This is a genomic window from Glutamicibacter sp. BW77 (assembly GCF_002332285.1).
In the GTDB taxonomy this organism is placed as follows: Bacteria; Actinomycetota; Actinomycetes; order Actinomycetales; family Micrococcaceae; genus Glutamicibacter; species Glutamicibacter bergerei.
In genome coordinates, this window is record NZ_NRGT01000041.1 from 57,822 (window position 1) to 74,238 (window position 16,417).

Annotated in this window: 16 protein-coding genes and 3 tRNA genes; 10 read left to right on the forward strand and 9 right to left on the reverse strand. The window is 52.9% G+C overall.

Features of this window, described 5'->3' with window-relative positions; translation table 11 throughout:
• Positions 1-23: 23 nt before the first annotated feature.
• Entirely contained in the window at positions 24-749 is a 726-nt protein-coding gene (locus CIK74_RS04630) for a LysE family translocator (RefSeq protein WP_096254607.1), read from the reverse strand.
• A 154-nt stretch (positions 750-903) separates the two neighbouring features.
• Here CIK74_RS04630 and CIK74_RS04635 point away from each other — a divergent pair, with 154 nt between their 5' ends.
• Positions 904-1,350, forward strand: coding sequence for an Lrp/AsnC family transcriptional regulator (locus tag CIK74_RS04635; protein WP_096254675.1), 447 nt, complete (start codon positions 904-906; stop codon positions 1,348-1,350).
• A gap of 4 nt (positions 1,351-1,354) precedes the next feature.
• On the opposite strand, the gene CIK74_RS04640 is transcribed toward CIK74_RS04635, so the two are convergent.
• A complete protein-coding gene (locus CIK74_RS04640; protein WP_096254608.1) occupies positions 1,355-2,560 on the reverse strand; it encodes an MFS transporter in 1,206 nt (401 codons plus the stop codon).
• A gap of 687 nt (positions 2,561-3,247) precedes the next feature.
• Positions 3,248-3,324: transfer RNA gene (locus CIK74_RS04645), tRNA-Arg, on the reverse strand.
• Positions 3,325-3,564: 240 nt separating this feature from the next.
• Between CIK74_RS04645 and CIK74_RS04650 the strand changes: the two genes are divergently transcribed.
• The 3 genes from CIK74_RS04650 to ettA all read left to right on the forward strand — a co-directional run bounded on the left by CIK74_RS04650 (position 3,565) and on the right by ettA (position 6,678).
• Positions 3,565-4,341: a CPBP family intramembrane glutamic endopeptidase gene (locus CIK74_RS04650; protein ID WP_205738244.1), complete on the forward strand. Its 777-nt coding sequence runs from the start codon at positions 3,565-3,567 to the stop codon at positions 4,339-4,341.
• 67 nt (positions 4,342-4,408) lie between these two features.
• Entirely contained in the window at positions 4,409-4,882 is a 474-nt protein-coding gene (gene ssb / locus CIK74_RS04655; protein WP_096254610.1) for a single-stranded DNA-binding protein, read from the forward strand.
• A gap of 113 nt (positions 4,883-4,995) precedes the next feature.
• Positions 4,996-6,678 (forward strand): energy-dependent translational throttle protein EttA, encoded by a 1,683-nt coding sequence (ettA, locus tag CIK74_RS04660; RefSeq protein WP_096254611.1) that lies wholly within the window; start codon positions 4,996-4,998, stop codon positions 6,676-6,678.
• Positions 6,679-6,765: 87 nt separating this feature from the next.
• Here the strand turns inward: ettA and CIK74_RS04665 are convergent, their stop codons facing one another.
• On the reverse strand, positions 6,766-7,269 hold the full coding sequence (locus CIK74_RS04665; RefSeq protein ID WP_229677251.1) for a flavin reductase family protein: 504 nt from the start codon (positions 7,267-7,269) through the stop codon (positions 6,766-6,768).
• 150 nt (positions 7,270-7,419) lie between these two features.
• Here CIK74_RS04665 and soxR point away from each other — a divergent pair, with 150 nt between their 5' ends.
• Positions 7,420-7,890, forward strand: coding sequence for a redox-sensitive transcriptional activator SoxR (gene soxR / locus CIK74_RS04670; protein ID WP_096254612.1), 471 nt, complete (start codon positions 7,420-7,422; stop codon positions 7,888-7,890).
• Positions 7,891-8,036: 146 nt separating this feature from the next.
• Here the strand turns inward: soxR and CIK74_RS04675 are convergent, their stop codons facing one another.
• Entirely contained in the window at positions 8,037-8,933 is an 897-nt protein-coding gene (locus CIK74_RS04675) for an acyl-CoA thioesterase II (RefSeq protein ID WP_096254613.1), read from the reverse strand.
• A 156-nt stretch (positions 8,934-9,089) separates the two neighbouring features.
• Here CIK74_RS04675 and CIK74_RS04680 point away from each other — a divergent pair, with 156 nt between their 5' ends.
• The gene (locus CIK74_RS04680) at positions 9,090-9,749 is read left to right on the forward strand and encodes a hypothetical protein (protein ID WP_096254614.1); all 660 of its coding nucleotides are present in this window, start codon (positions 9,090-9,092) and stop codon (positions 9,747-9,749) included.
• A gap of 54 nt (positions 9,750-9,803) precedes the next feature.
• Here the strand turns inward: CIK74_RS04680 and CIK74_RS04685 are convergent, their stop codons facing one another.
• The 3 genes from CIK74_RS04685 to pepN all read right to left on the reverse strand — a co-directional run bounded on the left by CIK74_RS04685 (position 9,804) and on the right by pepN (position 13,458).
• Positions 9,804-10,304 (reverse strand): globin, encoded by a 501-nt coding sequence (locus CIK74_RS04685; RefSeq protein WP_096254615.1) that lies wholly within the window; start codon positions 10,302-10,304, stop codon positions 9,804-9,806.
• Between the two features lie 15 nt (positions 10,305-10,319).
• Positions 10,320-10,787, reverse strand: coding sequence for an OsmC family protein (locus CIK74_RS04690; RefSeq protein WP_096254616.1), 468 nt, complete (start codon positions 10,785-10,787; stop codon positions 10,320-10,322).
• Between the two features lie 124 nt (positions 10,788-10,911).
• Positions 10,912-13,458, reverse strand: coding sequence for an aminopeptidase N (gene pepN, locus CIK74_RS04695; RefSeq protein WP_096254617.1), 2,547 nt, complete (start codon positions 13,456-13,458; stop codon positions 10,912-10,914).
• Between the two features lie 267 nt (positions 13,459-13,725).
• Here pepN and CIK74_RS04700 point away from each other — a divergent pair, with 267 nt between their 5' ends.
• The 3 genes from CIK74_RS04700 to CIK74_RS04710 all read left to right on the forward strand — a co-directional run bounded on the left by CIK74_RS04700 (position 13,726) and on the right by CIK74_RS04710 (position 15,431).
• On the forward strand, positions 13,726-14,199 hold the full coding sequence (locus tag CIK74_RS04700) for a ribose-5-phosphate isomerase (protein ID WP_096254618.1): 474 nt from the start codon (positions 13,726-13,728) through the stop codon (positions 14,197-14,199).
• 2 nt (positions 14,200-14,201) lie between these two features.
• The gene (locus tag CIK74_RS04705) at positions 14,202-15,176 is read left to right on the forward strand and encodes a DNA glycosylase (RefSeq protein ID WP_096254619.1); all 975 of its coding nucleotides are present in this window, start codon (positions 14,202-14,204) and stop codon (positions 15,174-15,176) included.
• A gap of 181 nt (positions 15,177-15,357) precedes the next feature.
• Positions 15,358-15,431: transfer RNA gene (locus tag CIK74_RS04710), tRNA-Gly, on the forward strand.
• A gap of 64 nt (positions 15,432-15,495) precedes the next feature.
• Here the strand turns inward: CIK74_RS04710 and CIK74_RS04715 are convergent.
• Positions 15,496-15,933, reverse strand: a complete 438-nt coding sequence (locus tag CIK74_RS04715) for a VOC family protein (protein ID WP_096254620.1) — start codon at positions 15,931-15,933, stop codon at positions 15,496-15,498.
• A gap of 367 nt (positions 15,934-16,300) precedes the next feature.
• Here CIK74_RS04715 and CIK74_RS04720 point away from each other — a divergent pair.
• Positions 16,301-16,375, forward strand: a tRNA-Pro gene (locus CIK74_RS04720).
• Positions 16,376-16,417: the final 42 nt, after the last annotated feature.

Below are 16,417 nucleotides of genomic sequence, written 5' to 3' on the forward strand. Positions count from 1 at the left end.
GATCAGTGTTCAATAAATTGTGGCTAGCCAAAGAATTGATCATAGATAAGTGCTAGTGAAAGCCCAATCATGATGATCCCCGAACATGCAGTCACAATTCTTGCGGCAAGTGGTCTGGAGCGTAATAAAAGACGTGCGGTTAAGGCAACGGCAAAGTATACGGCGACCGATACCGCGAAATGGGTGAGGCCAAGTGCGCCCGTCTGAACGGACAATGGCCAGCTTCCGGCCGGACTGATGAACTGCGGAATCAGCGCCAAATAGAGTAGTAGCGCTTTCGGGTTGACCCCGCTGGTGAGCAGTCCCTTGAAGAAAGGTGCGCGCCAGTGGGCACTCAAATTGTCTTGTGGCGGAGCTTCAGTCAGAAGCGCAAGGGACCCGGGGGGTGCATTGTGCGCGCCACCGGGTTGGTCGTTAGTCGACGCAAATTCTGCGCGGTCCGCAGAGGGAGCTGGGTAGAATTTTGCCGACCTCCAGCTAGTGAGCGTAGTAATTCCGAGCCATAGTAGATAGATGGAACCCGCCATGGTTAGCCAAAGGAGCAGTTGTGGCGAACTGGCTACTAACGCTGCCACGCCACAGACAAGTAGCGCGGTGTGGAATAGGTAGCCTGTCAGCAGTCCCCATACTGCCGCGCGGTAACCTTTGGGGCCGATAGCCGAGGAAATTATATAAGCCCAATCGGCGCCAGGTGTGCAAGCTAGGGTGACGGAGACCAAGAGGAAGCCGGTTAGTTGAGTGATTTCCATGGTGTCTCCTCATAGTTCCTGACGTGCTTATATAAGGTTAGGGAAATTCTGTCGAAAAGTGCTTGCTGTTTTTGCCTAAGAAGCGCCGATGTAAGCAATATTTTCTTGATTGATTGGTGAAATACGCAAAAATATTGCGTTGTATGCTGGGTTCATGGATAAATTGGACCGGGCTATCATCGCTGAATTGCAGCTGGACGGCCGGATGAGTGCAACTGCGGTAGCAAGTAAAGTTGGACTCTCGGTTGCCCCTTGTCATCGACGTATTCGCGAGCTCGAGCGAGCGGGGGTCATTGCCGGCTACCAGGCTGTCATTGCTCCTGAACGCGTTGGCTTGGCATTCGAGGCCTTGGTCTTCGTTACACTCAAGGATCGTGCGCAACTCAAAGCCTTCGAGGCGGCAGTCGAAAAAGATGAGTTGATCGTAGAAGCACAACGACTCTTTGGGGAACCAGATTTCTTGTTGCGTGTTTACGCCAAAGATCTGAGTCATTATCAGCACCTTTACGATGAGGTGTTAGTTGAACTGCCCGGAGTGGAGAAGCTAACTAGCACTATCGTGATGCGAAATATCAAAGAACGAGCAATCCTACCCGTTTAGCTTTTTACTCGAGAGACTGGCCGGTTTGGGCTGCTCGTGGAGTAATGATCAACGAAATCACCAAGATCGTGACAATGAGCCAAAGGGCTTGCGGTAATCCGATGACGTCTGCGACGAACCCAATAACCGGCGGTCCGCTGAGCATAGCTCCATAGCCAAAGGCGCTGATAACGCTCACGGCACGTGGGCCAAGATGATCACTGCGCGAGGCTGCAATGGACATTCCCACAGGGAACCCGAGTGAACTGCCCAGCCCCCAAAGTAGCGCCCCAGCTCCAAACATCCAGATGTTGTCTCCGAGAATAAACAAGACAATCCCGACCAGACCGATCAGACCCATGATCATCAGGGAACACTTGGTTCCAATGCGATCAACAATTGATCCGCCGGTGAATCTGCCGACGGTCATAGCGCCGGTAAAGAGGGTAAACATCAGCGCACCGCTGGGATGGCTGAGCCCATGCCCGTCGACAGAAGCCACTGCAAGCCAATCGTTGGCAGCCCCTTCCGCAAAGCTGAGCCCGGCAACCATAAGACCCAGTAGTAACAACAGTCCGCGCCGTGAACGTGCACCGGAGGCCTTCAGCTGGGTTTTGTCTCGTGGTGCCGAGTAATTGTAATTCCAGGTTTTAAAACCGGTCTGTGCAAAGAGTGTTAAGCCAATAATTACTACGGCGACAAAGCTGAAATGCCAGATAGTTTCGATTTCTAGGCTCAGGGTAGCCGTTGCGATGCCTGCGCCGAGTAAGGAACCGAGACTGAAAAATCCATGCAATGAGGGCATGATGCTTTTGCCGAGCTTCCGTTCAACCTTGGCACCGTTAACATTCATGGTGATATCAAGGCAGCCGAATATTAGCCCGTTGAAAAATAAGATTATGAAGGCGGCGATACCACTTTCCAGAATCGTGACAGATACGCCAAGGGTCACCAATATCGCAGCCAGGAAGATGGGGAGCACGAGTAGAAGGTTTTTGGCTGAGAACGTCCGGCTAAGGGTCGGAGCCAATGCAATTCCGGCTAAGGTACCAGCCGTCATGAAAAAGAGAAAAGCACCTAGCTGTGAGCCTGAGAAGTCAAAGACCATATCGATCACCGAAAGTCTTCCGGCCCAAGAGGCGAAAGATAATCCTGCGATCAGGAAAATAAGGTTAACGCTGGAGCGTTCGCCGAGTAGCGGCTTAGCTAAAGCGGGGGCGATAAGCGCCATCTACCTGTTCCTCCTGATTTGTACAGCACCTAGAGTTTATCCCACATTAGGAAAAGTTGAAACTAAAATCATCGACTACAGGTGCACTGCTAGCGCACTTCTAGGTGTTGCATATGAAACTCCAAGTATCGGGTACCTGCCTAGTTCGAGTTCGGCTGAGTACTTGAAGGTGAGGGGCGGTCATGAGGCCACTTTGGATCGACTTTTAGTCAAAAACCCCTGGACAATGACCTGAGGAAATTTCACTATCAAATACATGCGCGAGACCTGCAACCGAAAAATCCTTTTAGCAAGGATCGGCAAATCTAAGCACTAGGAAATGCCAGGCCCGACCTGAGCGATCGCGTTACACGTGCGGTGGCGCAGCACAGAATTCTGGAGTCGAACGGTCGGCCAGCGAAAGGTTTCTACGACGAGGGCGAAACCAGTGGGTTCAAGAGTCGATGAAACGTATAGATATAACGTGCGAGAAGGTTAGCTTCTTTGGCGGTTGTTTGTTTAGGGATGTCAAACTTGAGGCCTATTGCAGACTCGTAGTTTTGAATTTAGTGCCGGAAGAAGTCCTGACGGAGCCTTCGTGTCCATAAAGCATGCCCCCAAGCGGATCGTGGTGTCGCTTGGAACTGATTGAGAAAGCAAAAAGAACCGCCGTTCACTCGTTTTGCTAAGTGAACGGCGGCTCTAAGTTGGTACCCCCGGCCGGATTCGAACCGGCGACCTAGAGATTAGAAGGCTCTTGCTCTATCCAGCTGAGCTACGGAGGCGTAACCGAAAATTAGTTTAGCCCATTCGCAAGCAAGATCTCCAACTGAAAACGCTAGTCTTGTATGAGGTCAAGTTCATGAGCGGTTGAGTAGGAGAATATTTGTATGCAGCACTGGAGAATTGATGGTCTGAAAAGTATCTCCTGCTTTACGGTTCTCAGTTTTGCTTTGGCATGGTTAGTGGCCCTCCCACTATGGCAAGGAGGTGGCTTACACCACCCGCAATTCACCTGGATAGCCATGGCAATGATGGTAACGCCGACTATCGCAGCAGTGGCCGTTAGTTTGCTTCAGCGCCGAGGAAAACAGTTCATTAAGGAATCAGGTCTCGCTCCGATCCGTAAGCCCAAGCGATTTCTCCTCGCTGTCCTCCTTGCGTACCTAATTCCCATTCTGCTTATCGTTCAAGCACCATTTATCGGCACGTGGCTCGGGGTCTTTCCGGGCGACTTTGATCAGTTCATGATCCTTAACTTTGTGTCGGGAACCGACGGGCCTGTGAGGTATTTACTTGGACAAGCCGGGCTCATTCTTGTCGCCGGATTTCTGAATTTGATCCCGGCGCTCGGTGAAGAAATTGGTTGGCGTGGGTGGCTCTGGCCAAAATTGCAGCCATTGGGTCAGGTGCCAGCACTGCTGATTTCGGGCGTGATTTGGGGACTATGGCACTCCCCGCTGATCTTGTTGGGCTATAACTACCCCTTTGCCAAGGACGGTTGGGGAGTAGTGATGATGTGTGGAATGTGCATCGTTGTCGGAGCGTTTTTTGCCTGGTTAAGGACTCTGAGTAATTCCGTTTGGCCTGCAGCCTTTGCTCATGGAATCTTCAATGCCAGCGTCGGGCTGGTATCCCTATTCATGATCATGGGATCCATGCTCGACACAACGAAGGCCTCTATTCTCGGTTGGTCGGGTTGGATACTGCCAGTTGTAGTCATCGTGTTGATGGTATTAGCCGGCGCTTTCAGAGCCACCAAGAGTTATCCACAAATGGAATCGAACGAACCGAGCAACTAAGCTTCGAGGTTCAGCATGGATTGAAACCCGGTAACCGTACCGGTCAGATCCAAAGGAGAACAACGTCATGAGTGACCTTGTGACTATTCGTGCCGTTATAGGCACCGAGCCTAAGCTGAGCATCACACCGCAAGGACTGGCAGTGCTGAAGTTTCGCGCAGTTACCCACGAGCGCAAACGAGACCCTGAAACCGGGCAGTGGGTCGACGTGGGAACCAACTGGTATTCGATTAGCGCCTTCAGGTCCTTGGCCGAAAATGGCATGGAATCTTTTGAGCAAGGTGACCACATAGTGGTGACTGGCAAGCTTCAAGTTCGGCAATTTGAACGAAACGATGGAACGCGCGGGACCAGCGTAGATATCGAAGCATTCTCATTTGGGCACGATCTCAAATATGGAACTTCGACCTATACGAAGGTGCGCAATGGCGGCGGCGAATTTGAACGATCAACTCGTGGCTCCCAGTCCGATGAGACGGAACAAGTAGATGATAAGAACTCCACTGCACCATGGCCTGAAAGGGACACAGAAGCCGCCTAAAAGTTCCACATTCGGTGGTGTCACGGACAAACGTGTGAAACCGGGCACCACTGAGGCGAATTAGTGGTGTGTGGATTCGGAATTGCGGCTACTGAGCGACTAGCCTTAACCCCATGGCGGAATTCATTTATACGATGACCAAGGCTCGCAAAGCCGTTGGTGACAAAGTCATCCTTGATGATGTCAGCATGTCGTTTTTCCCGGGCGCCAAAATTGGTGTGGTGGGCCCTAACGGCGCTGGTAAATCAACGATCCTAAAGATTATGGCGGGCATCGATACCCCGTCCAATGGTGAGGCGCGTCTATCACCCGGTTACTCTGTAGGCATCTTGCTGCAGGAACCACCCTTGAATGAAGAAAAGACCGTCCTGGGTAACGTCCAGGAAGGTGTTGGCGAGATCTACCAAAAGATCACCCGCTTCAACGAGATCTCCGAGGAGATGGCTCAAGAAGGTGCCGATTTCGACACCTTGCTCGACGAGATGGGCAAGCTGCAGGAGGCTATTGACGCCGCCGATGCTTGGGACATCGACAACCAGCTAGAGCAGGCTATGGATGCCTTGCGTTGCCCACCAGGCGACGAGATGGTCACCCACCTCTCCGGTGGCGAGCGCCGACGTGTAGCACTGTGTAAGTTGCTGCTACAGAAGCCAGACCTGTTGCTCCTCGATGAGCCTACTAACCACTTGGATGCTGAGTCTGTACTGTGGCTAGAGCAGCACCTGTCGGCTTATCCAGGCGCAGTATTGGCCGTGACTCACGACCGTTACTTCCTGGACCACGTCGCTGAATGGATCTGTGAGGTTGACCGTGGTCGACTGCACCCATACGAGGGCAACTACTCCACTTACTTGGAGAAGAAGCGCGAGCGCATGGAATTCCAAGGCAAAAAGGATCAGAAGCTTGCAAAGCGTCTGACCGAAGAGCTCGAATGGGTCCGCTCCAACGCGAAGGGGCGTCAGACCAAGTCGAAGGCTCGTCTGGCTCGCTACGAAGAAATGGCAGCGGAAGCCGAGCGCACTCGCAAGCTTGACTTCGAAGAAATTCAGATTCCACCAGGCCCTCGTCTGGGACAGGTTGTTATTGAAGCTGAGAATCTCAAGAAGGGCTTCGGAGAGCGTGTGCTCATCGACGGACTTTCCTTCTCGCTTCCACGTAACGGCATTGTCGGCGTGATTGGTCCCAACGGTGTCGGTAAGTCGACGCTGTTCAAGACCATCGTGGGCATGGAAGAAATTGACGGAGGATCGCTGAAGATTGGCGAGACCGTCAAGATTTCCTATGTCGACCAGAACCGCGAAAATATTGACCCGGAAAAGTCCCTTTGGGAAGTTGTCTCTGAAGGCAACGACTACATCCAGGTCGGTCAGGTCGAAATGCCTTCGCGTGCATACGTCTCGGCTTTCGGTTTCAAGGGTCCTGACCAGCAGAAGAAGGCAGGTGTGCTCTCCGGTGGTGAGCGTAACCGTCTGAACCTGGCGTTGACCTTGAAGCAGGGTGGCAACCTGTTGCTGCTCGATGAGCCTACTAACGACTTGGACGTTGAGACTCTTTCGTCCTTGGAAAACGCGCTGCTCGACTTCCCAGGTTGCGCAGTGGTCGTCTCGCACGATCGCTGGTTCCTGGACCGAGTGGCCACTCACATTTTGGCTTACGAGGGCACCGAAGAAAATCCTTCGAGCTGGTACTGGTTCGAAGGTAACTTCCAGTCTTACGAAGACAATAAGGTTGAGCGTTTGGGAGCCGATGCAGCTAAGCCGCACCGCGTGACCCACCGTCGACTAACTCGCGACTAAGAATAAAGCGAAGCTCCGAGGCCACCACGAAATATTCGTGGTGGCCTCGGCGTTTTTTACTGCTTAAAAGTCAGCGTAGTCTAGCTACTATCCTTGGGCTGCGCCGGGGAGAAGAGCTGGTAGCTTCAGATATTTACGGTTCTGGTGCACCAAATGCTGTACGGGTTCTCCCTTGATGACTTCGAGAATTTCAGCCGCTATGAGACGCGACCCACCGACGCTAATTGACGAATGAATTTGTGCGCGCAACGCCGCCGGCGCCTTATCAAAATACGGTTCCCCTGTCGACAGGAAGGTCCACCCCTGATCTGTGGTGAACCGTGGAGCTCCAGGACGGGCGAAATTATCTGCCAATTCTTCATGATCTTCGCCGAGCATATGGATCATGAAAGTACTGGCAGCTAGCACCGCTCCAGCGGCCCCGGATTCTTTAGTCAGCGAAAAGGAAACGGCCACGGGATCGATCGATAGCGAAGCAAGACTTGAGATCGTCAGTCCGTAAGGGCTGCCATCAACAGTGGCGGTAATAAGCGCTACACCCGCGGGGTGAGTGCGAAATGCATCGCGGAAATCCGCGGACAAGCTCTGCATGCGTGAATCGTCCTTTGCTTTTGAGTCACTGAGATTCAATCTCCCGCACCGAAATCCCTTGGTGTCGGGCGCCAACTATGTTCAGCCTAGAACCTCAAGTAAGCTTGAGGTCAATTTGCTGATCGGTGATACTTCACACAAGGAGAAAGTTTGAGCGACAATAACAGTCCTGGACAAGAGCTTCTAGGCATCGGACAAGTCAGTGAGCGCACAGGGGTAGCGAAGTCGGCTCTTCATTATTATGAAGACATTGGATTGATCCATTCAACACGTAGTACAGGTAACCAGCGGCGCTATCCACGGCATATGTTGCGGCGGATCTCGCTCATCTCCGTCGGCAGTAAACTCGGAATTCCACTGGCGGACATCGGTCATGCGCTCGAACCAGTGCCGATGGATACTATTCCTTCTGAAGCTGATTGGAAACGCGCGTCTACCGAATGGAAGCGTGTACTAGAGCATCGTCGTCGGGCCATCGAAGAACTCGAAGACCGGCTGATGGGATGCATCGGATGCGGTTGCCTATCGATGGAGGCGTGTTCATTGCTGAATCCGGAGGATGCCCTTGCAAGCCAAGGCGCGGGAGCCCGACGCCTAGAATCTGGAGACAGTGTCAGCTAGGCACGAAGTCCTGTGACCTGCTTCCGTGCGCTGTAACTTCTTGCAGAAAAGCAGAACAAGCGACAATCTCCGCCATAACAATTGGCGCAAATTGTCGCTTGGCATGCTTAGCTGACCTTACTCAGGGTTCGGATTCAGTCTTAGACTTACTCTAGATCCGCATCAAACTCTGGAAGTCGGACCATTCCTTCTTGGGCTACGGTAGCTACCAGCTCACCCGCCGCATTGAAGATTTGACCTGTTCCCAGACCGCGAGCAGAAGATGCGCTGGGGGAGCGCAGTACATAGAGCAACCATTCATCGGCGCGGAATTCTCGGTGCCACCACATTGCATGGTCCAAACTGGCGATACTCAAACCTCGATGAATCCAGCTGATGCCGTGGCGGCGGATGACTGGTTCGAGCAGCATATAGTCGCTGGCGTAGGCCAACGCGGCGCGGTGGAGTACCGGATCATCTGGCATCGGAGCGGTGGTGCGCATCCAGACGGCAGCCATCGCTTCGTTTTTCTCGTAGCCGGGAAGGTAAACCGGCTCGGTGATATGGCGCATGTCGAACGGTCGTTCGTAGGCCCATTCGTGGGCTACCGGGTGGTCGAAGTGACCGATGATGTCAGCCGTCTTGAGCAGAGTTTCTGGAGCTGGGACGTCAAAAGGTACAGCATCCGAGTGGTCAAGCCCTTTGGCCGGTTCTTGGAAGGAAGCGATCATCGAAAGAATCGGCACGCCATTTTGGTAGGCATGGACTCTGCGAGCAGAGAATGAACGACCATCACGCAACCGTTGAACCCCAAAGGTGATATTTTGTGTGGGGTCACCCGGGCGAAGGAAATAGCCATGCATGGAGTGGATCGCACGCCTCTCAGGGACCGTGCGTGAACCAGCAATGACAGACTGAGCCAATACTTGACCGCCAAAAACCCTCGTTCGGGATTGGCGAGGAGTTTTGCCGATAAAAATATCTTCATCGGTGCGAGCTTGCTCGGCTCCATCCAGATCCAGCAAATCCAGCAGGATTTGTGTAGTGCCCAGTTCCTCGGTCACGATATTGAACTCCTTGACGTGCTGACGATGACTTTGAAAACTCTATCGTGACAAGTTCGAATATTCACGTGACGGCACCGGGCAGGAACTGTCATATGTGACGAAAACCGATGAATGCGCCGGAAAGTTAGGCCCAAGCCATGAGAACATTAGGCTATGGCCAGTGATTCACTTGTTTTTGAAGACTCCAATTCAGTCAGCGATTTAGCTAACTTCCTCAGTCGAGCCAAAGCTATCGAAGACGATGGAGCATTGCTCACCGTCCGTGGAACTGCGCTGGCAGTTTATGTCCCGGTGCTGGTTCCTGCACAACTTGGACAAGGCGACTACACCATTCTAGGAATGCGGGTGCATCGCCTGGCGAAAGAAGCCCAGAGCAATGCCTGCTACTCCATTGCGGCTATTCAAGATCGTCTGGCGCGAATGGGGCAAACAAACACCGAGTTTATTTTCCCTCCGGTGGAAGAAAATCCGGTATGGGCCGGCATTACCGTGCCGATGTCCGGCTGGGTAGAAGCCGGAAGTGTTGCAGATACTGAGCTGGCCGCAGCAGCGCAGTCGGGAATCGATGCGGTCGCTAAGGCTTTGCCGGAAAATCCAGGCAAACCCGTTGTTGCTCAAATACGCCAGCGCATCTGGTCTGCCGAGATGGAAAACACGAAAGTCAGCCTCCCATTGGGAGCCGCCTTCGCTATGCACGCACTAGGTTTCTTGTCGTCAGATGGACAAAGTAGAATCCTGCTTCAGGGAAACTGGATCCGTGTCAGCAATGGCCTAGGCCATGTTCTCTTGCGCCGTTCGGCGTCACTGCTCTGATAACAGAAAGCTCCGCACCGGCTAGACCAGTGCGGAGCTTTCTGTTGGTGGTGTTTAGCTTGACGTGTTGAGCAGAGAATGCGCAGCGCGGTCGAAGTATTCCCGTAGCGTTTCGGCATGAAGCATCGGCAGTTCCAACTGGTCGATTGCCTTGTTCATATGTGCCAACCAGACATCGCGGTTATGTGGGTTAACTACATACGGCATATGGCGCATGCGTAGGCGAGGGTGTCCTCGATGCTCCGAATAAGAAGTGGGGCCACCCCAATATTGTTCTAGAAACAGTTGCAGGCGGATCTGAGCGGGGAACAGATCCTTTTCTGGGTACATGGCCTTAAATTCTTCATCTTCGGCAACGGATGCATAAAAATTCTCACTCAATCGGGCGAAGACCTCGCGGCCACCCACTTCTTCATAGAAAGTCCCCGCGTAATCGGAAACATCTACTGGTTCCTGAGCTAGCTTAAGGAACTCAACGGAAGATGGGCCGGTGACTACTGGGTTACTCATCGGATCGCGTTTCACGGTGTGAGGCAGCGGGTTTATTTCACTCATTAATAGATTCCTAAATTACGCGGTGACAGGTTCGTGGAGAACCGGAAAATTCACGGACCTGGCGATGAAGCAGACCCTATTGGCTTGTTGATGCAATGAATCTGCGAGTTCTCGTTGAGAATCGTCGGCTAAAGAAACCTGCGGACGGAGAACCACCTGGGTGAACTCTCCGCTATTGTCTCGGTTTAATCTTAAGGTGCCCGAAGCCTGATCTTGATAGCCGGTGACCACTACGCCGTGGGTCACCGCTACGTGGAGATAAGAGAGCATATGGCATTGGCTTAAGGCAGCGAGCATAAGTTGCTCAGGGTTCCAGCGATCTTTATCACCGTGAAAGGTTGGATCTGCAGTGCCGGCGATGTCCGGCAACCCATCCGCACGGATGATGTGGTCCCGGCCATAACCACGGTAGGTGTCGGTACCAGTCCCACGATTACCGGTCCACTCGATGGCGATCTGATAGTTGTGCTGCGAGAGGTCCATACTGCTATTCTTCCACCCTTTAAGAAGCTTATGGTGTGCGTTGAAGCACGAAACCTACGTTCCCTAGCTATTAGGTACCGTACCGATATCGAACAACAACGCACACCATGGGTGCAAACTAATATTAGGCCTTAGCATCCGTGGACTGGGCAGCCAAGGCCCTCAGCACATCGGCACGACATTCAATCAATAGGCGGCGCATCGCGGGATGCTTCTCGCCGAGACCCGACAAAAACTCATCAGTGAGATCAACAGTCTTCTGAGAAACTGCCGAACTTGGGTAGAAGCCCAAAACGATCTGCTTCGCCATCTCATGCGAGTAGCTCTCCCATGCCTTGACCAGCAGACCAAAGTAAGGCTCCGTGAAACCATTAAGAAGCGACTGGTCATGAGAAATATTGAAGCCCGAAATGACTGCGCCTTGCTGTACGTTGGACAGCGTTGCTGACGTGGCAGCCGTAAATGCTTCATTTTTCGCTTCGGCAGAGGGACGCGCGGCCCGGGCAGTGTGCCAGCTGGCTTTACCCTTGGCGGTGTCATCCTTGGCGAGCATCTCATCTAGCTGGGCAGCATCCATTCGCGCCCCGGCGGTCAATGCGATCGCCAATGACCAGCGCAGGTCGGTGTCTAGCATCAGATTATCTAAGACCACGGAACCATCGAGCAGCCCTGAAACCTGATCAAACTGCTCAGTGGTCCGCGAACGGTGAGCAAATGCTTTAGCGAACTGCAGCTGAGCATCGGAACCTGCATCTGCTTGCTGTGCCAATTCCCAGAGGCGATCGGCTGCCCGTACCGAAAGTTCACTGCTGTGCTTGGGAGTCACATAGTAGTCCAGGGCGGTATTGAGCTGACGCAAGAGAACCATGATGACCGAGGAATCAACTTCGTGACCGATGTTATTTAGCAATAGCTGGACATAGTCACTGGCTGGACTCTCGGCATCGCGTACCGCATCCCAGGCCGCACTCCATACCAAGGTGCGTGGCAGTGATTCGACGAAGTCTTTCAAATGTTCGGTGGCGGTAGCCAAGGATTGCTTATCAAGACGGATCTTGGTGTAGGTCAGGTCATCATCGTTGAGCAGGACCAAATCTGGACGCTGCATACCGATGAGTACTGGAACATCGGTGCTGGCACCCTCGACGTCTAGCTCCTCGCGGTGTACTCGCACTAGCTTGTTCTGTTCATCGAGGCTGTAGAAGCCCACTGCTAGGCGGTGCTTGCGCAATGTAGGGAATTCTTCGATAGCACTCTGGTTGATCGTGAATCCGGTGATAATCCCGGTCTCATCGCTCGCTATTTCAGCCTTGAGTGTGTTGACACCCGCGGTTTCCAACCAGGAGGCGCCCCAGTCGCTCAAATCCCGGCCGCTAGCTGCTTCCAGCTCGGTGAGGAGGTCTGGTAGTTCGGTATTGGACCATGCGTGTTTCTTGAAGTATTCGCGTACTCCTGCCATGAACTCTTCTTGACCAACAAAGGCAACCAGCTGGCGGAGCACTGAAGCGCCCTTGGCATAGGTAATCCCGTCGAAGTTCACCTCAACATCTTCGAGATCATTGATCTCGGCAACAATGGGGTGGGTACTTGGAAGTTGGTCTTGGCGGTAGGCCCAGTTCTTTTCCAAGGTATTAAAAGTGGTCCATGAGCTAGTGAATTCGGTGTTCTGCGCCGCAGCCAAGGTAGACATGAACTCGGCAAATGATTCATTGAGCCATAGGTCGTTCCACCACTTCATGGTGACTAGGTCGCCGAACCACATATGTGCCAACTCGTGCAGGATTGTGATCGCGCGGCGTTCGACCATTGCATGGGTTGGACGGGAACGGAACACATACTCTTCTAGGAAGGTAACGGCCCCGGCATTTTCCATGGCTCCGGCGTTAAATTCTGGAACGAAAAGCTGATCATACTTTTCAAACGGGTAGGGGGTACCAAAGTTCTTTTCATAGAATTCGAAGCCTTGACGGGTGACCGTGACGATATTCTCCACGTCTAAGTACTGCATCATGGAAGCGCGCGCGAAGACTCCCAATTCGACGGTTCGACCGCTGGAGGAAACCAGTGAATCGCGAACTACCTGATAGGGGCCAGCGATCAGTGCAGTGATGTAGCAGGAGATGCGCTGGGTAGGTACGAAGTCCCAAGTGGCCGCTTCGCCTTGCTCAACAGGTGCTGGTGTTGGCGCATTCGAAACCACATTCCAGTATTTCGGTGCGGTCACCGAGAATTGGAATGTGGCTTTAAGGTCTGGCTGCTCGAAGACGGCAAACATACGTCGGCAATCAGCGACCTCGAACTGCGAGTAAAGGTAGACTTCTTGATCCACCGGATCCACGAAGCGGTGCAGGCCTTCGCCGGTATTCATGTAAAGCGCATCGGCGTCGATGATTAAGACGTTCTCGGCTGCCAGTGCAGGCAGCTGGATGCGGATGCCGTCGGAGTGCTGGGCCGGATCAAGTTCGACACCGTTGAGGTTGATGGACCGGACAGAGTCGGTAACGGCATCTATGAAGGTTGATGCGCCTTCGGTGGCAGTGAAACGCACAGTGGTGCGGGAAGTGAACACACGCTCGCCACGTGTTAGGTCCAGGCTCACCTCGTAACCATCGACGTTGATCAAGTTCGCGCGATCGGCTGCCTCAGCGCGCGTGAGGTTCATTCCTGGCATAGTGCTCTCCGTTTTAAGGTGCTGAAAGATTATCGCCACAGATTCTGAAACGATTATTGAATAACTTCTCCCATTGTGTCACCGACACCGGGGGAGCATGCAAGCCCTAAGCCACAAAATCTTTATTTCTTGCCCAAACCTTATCCTCTCGGCCGAGACGTCACGGACACTGCCAAAGGTTATAGAGTTCGATTCTGAAGGTAGTTGGTCGCTAAGCTAAGAAGAGCATCAACCGTTCTTTCCTCCTAATGAATGAGGCAATAAAGCATGCGCGTACACATCGCCACCGATCACGCAGGTCTGGAACTCAGCGACTACTTGGTAAAGCACTTAACAGCCAAGGGATACGAAATGGTCAACCATGGCCCTAAATCGTATGACCCGCAAGATGATTACCCCGCATTCTGTATCAATGCTGCCAAGGCAGTGATCGACGATCAGCGCGCCGGCGTAGATGCTCTGGGGATTGTTCTTGGAGGATCCGGTAATGGTGAACAGATCGCAGCGAACAAGGTCGAAGGAATTCGTGCGGCTTTGGCATGGAACTTGGACACCGCCAAACTAGCTCGTGAACACAACAACGCAAATGTTATTGCCGTTGGTGGGCGTCAGCATTCGGTAGAAGAGGCAGCGCAACTGATCGAGGCATTCCTTGCGGAACCATTTAGCGACGACGAACGTCACGTGCGTAGAATCGGCAAAATAGCGTCATACGAAACTACCGGCGAGGTCATCGACTAACTGTGCCCGAAGGACATTCCCTTCACCGTCTGGCTCGCCAATTTGATGATGTTTTTGGTGGGCAGACGGTTCAGATTACTTCGCCGCAAGGCCGCTTTGTCGCAGATGCCGAACGTATCAGTGGCAATGAGCTGGAGCATGCCTTCGCTAAGGGGAAGCAGCTATTCTGCCGCTTTTCCAATGACCTATACCTGCGAGTGCACCTAGGGCTTTACGGCGCCTTCGAGTTTGGCGGCGACGATAAGTTCATTGGCGCATCCTCAATCGGTGCGCCGCGTCGCATAGGTGAACGCGAAGGCAACATGCAGGAGCCTGGCGAATATTCCGGCCCACCGGAACCTGTCGGTGCCGTACGTGCCCGTATTGTTTCCGAGCATGGATGGGCTGACCTGCGAGGGCCGACAGCGTGCGAAGTCTTGGACTATGAGCAGGTGCAAGCAAAGCTCGATAAGTTAGGTCCGGATCCCTTGGTTGGTGCCGCTGCGCGATTCCAGGCTGCTAAGGGACAGGTACGCGCTGGTGAAGACCTTGAGCTCTTAGAGCTAGGACGCAAGGAGTTCCGGGCGAATCTTGCGCGCACTAGTACCGCGATTGGCGTGGTGTTGATGAACCAAGACTTTATTAGCGGGGTCGGGAATATCTACCGAGCCGAAGCGCTTTTTAGAAATCGTATTTCCCCGGATCTTCCTGCCAATCAGCTTTCCGGACGTAGTGCGAATAAATTGTGGTGGGACATCGTGGCCATTATGGAAGATGGCGTCCGTGACGGAAAGATCATCACTACTCGTGTTGAGGACAGGGATCCGCTGGGGGTGGTGTGGCCTGATAACGCTTACTACGTGTACCAGCGTCAAGGGATGGGATGTCGTCGTTGCACCGGGACGGTCTCTCTGGCGGAAGTTGCTGGAAGGAAACTGTACTGGTGCCCTCGGTGCCAGAAGTTGCCGCGCAAAAAGGCTTTGCAAGTCGGCGTGTAGGGCGTTTGGGCCCAAGATCACTTTCCCGACCTTCGCGAAACCGCGTGTTTTGTAACGGCAGCAGAACAAAGTGATGCTATATGAGATGTGTCCAAGTCGGAACGGGAATCACCTGATTTGCATCGACCTAGATTTATGGTCTAGACTAAATTCTGTTCGCGGCAATGAAGTCACGAATCGTGGGGATGTAGCTTAGTGGTAAAGCCTTAGTCTTCCAAACTAATGATGCGGGTTCGATTCCCGTCATCCCCTCCACGAAAAAGGCCTCGCTGATGCGGGGCCTTTTTGCATATCCAAAATAAGTTTGCGAACGAGCAAGCTACACGACGCAGAATTCATTCCCCTCGGGATCTGCAAGCACTACGTGATCTAGATGTCCGTGCATGAAGTGTTTGGATAGTTCCTTAGCCCCGAGCTGTATTAGCTGCTCGACTTTCGCTTCAACTCGAGCCCCGCGTTGCTCGGCGGGCTGGTCGCGACCCAGTCCTATTTTCACGTCCAGATGAATACGATTTTTCGCGATTTTGGCTTCGGGCACCTTGAGCATTGAAATTTGCGGGCCGACACCGGTCGGGTCGCAGATGACTGCACCGTCATCCCATTCCGCTGGTGGCACTTCGCAAGCAATCAGCCAGTCCTCCCAGGAGACGAAGCCGGCGGGGGCTTCAGCGTCCACATATCCCAGCGCAGCCTTCCAGAAGCTAGCAAGTTGTGCAGGAGCTGCGCAATCAAAAGTCAGTGTCCATGTAGTCAGCATGGCTAAAAGGGTACTATTCACCGCTGTGTGGGCAGTGGAAGGCTACCAACAAACCCGGAAAGCACAGTTCGAAACGTAGGTCGGAGAGTTGACTGTGAGCGTTCCGGGCCATTTCTGTGAAGAACATGGAAAAAGCTTGTTACTCAACTCACCTTTTTCGGTGTTTTACCTCAAAAACAGACGTCAACGCCAGAAAACCCGCGTAAATTCGCAGAAGTTAGAAGTTTTGAACACGAGGAAGCCGATTTTGCTTTTAGCTCGAACCCGTGTAAATTTATTTCTTGTGATCACGCAGGGATAACAACTTCCCAGCAAAGATTCACAAGACGTTGGCTCAGGTGAAAAGCGATTTTCACACAGAGTACAACGGGGTATAGCTCAGCTTGGCTAGAGCGCGCGCTTTGGGAGCGTGAGGTCGCAGGTTCGAATCCTGTTACCCCGACTCATGAGATAAGTTCTTCGGAAATTGTTGCATGATAAAAAG

Coding starts and splice junctions, on each gene's coding strand:
- CIK74_RS04630 (WP_096254607.1), bottom strand. CDS start 749: ATGGAAATCACTCAACTAACCGGCTTCCTCTTGGTCTCCGTCACCCTA.
- CIK74_RS04635 (WP_096254675.1), top strand. CDS start 904: ATGGATAAATTGGACCGGGCTATCATCGCTGAATTGCAGCTGGACGGC.
- CIK74_RS04640 (WP_096254608.1), bottom strand. CDS start 2,560: ATGGCGCTTATCGCCCCCGCTTTAGCTAAGCCGCTACTCGGCGAACGC.
- CIK74_RS04650 (WP_205738244.1), top strand. CDS start 3,565: ATGGCAATGATGGTAACGCCGACTATCGCAGCAGTGGCCGTTAGTTTG.
- ssb (WP_096254610.1), top strand. CDS start 4,409: ATGAGTGACCTTGTGACTATTCGTGCCGTTATAGGCACCGAGCCTAAG.
- ettA (WP_096254611.1), top strand. CDS start 4,996: ATGGCGGAATTCATTTATACGATGACCAAGGCTCGCAAAGCCGTTGGT.
- CIK74_RS04665 (WP_229677251.1), bottom strand. CDS start 7,269: ATGCAGAGCTTGTCCGCGGATTTCCGCGATGCATTTCGCACTCACCCC.
- CIK74_RS04680 (WP_096254614.1), top strand. CDS start 9,090: ATGGCCAGTGATTCACTTGTTTTTGAAGACTCCAATTCAGTCAGCGAT.
- CIK74_RS04685 (WP_096254615.1), bottom strand. CDS start 10,304: ATGAGTGAAATAAACCCGCTGCCTCACACCGTGAAACGCGATCCGATG.
- CIK74_RS04690 (WP_096254616.1), bottom strand. CDS start 10,787: ATGGACCTCTCGCAGCACAACTATCAGATCGCCATCGAGTGGACCGGT.
- pepN (WP_096254617.1), bottom strand. CDS start 13,458: ATGCCAGGAATGAACCTCACGCGCGCTGAGGCAGCCGATCGCGCGAAC.
- CIK74_RS04700 (WP_096254618.1), top strand. CDS start 13,726: ATGCGCGTACACATCGCCACCGATCACGCAGGTCTGGAACTCAGCGAC.
- CIK74_RS04715 (WP_096254620.1), bottom strand. CDS start 15,933: ATGCTGACTACATGGACACTGACTTTTGATTGCGCAGCTCCTGCACAA.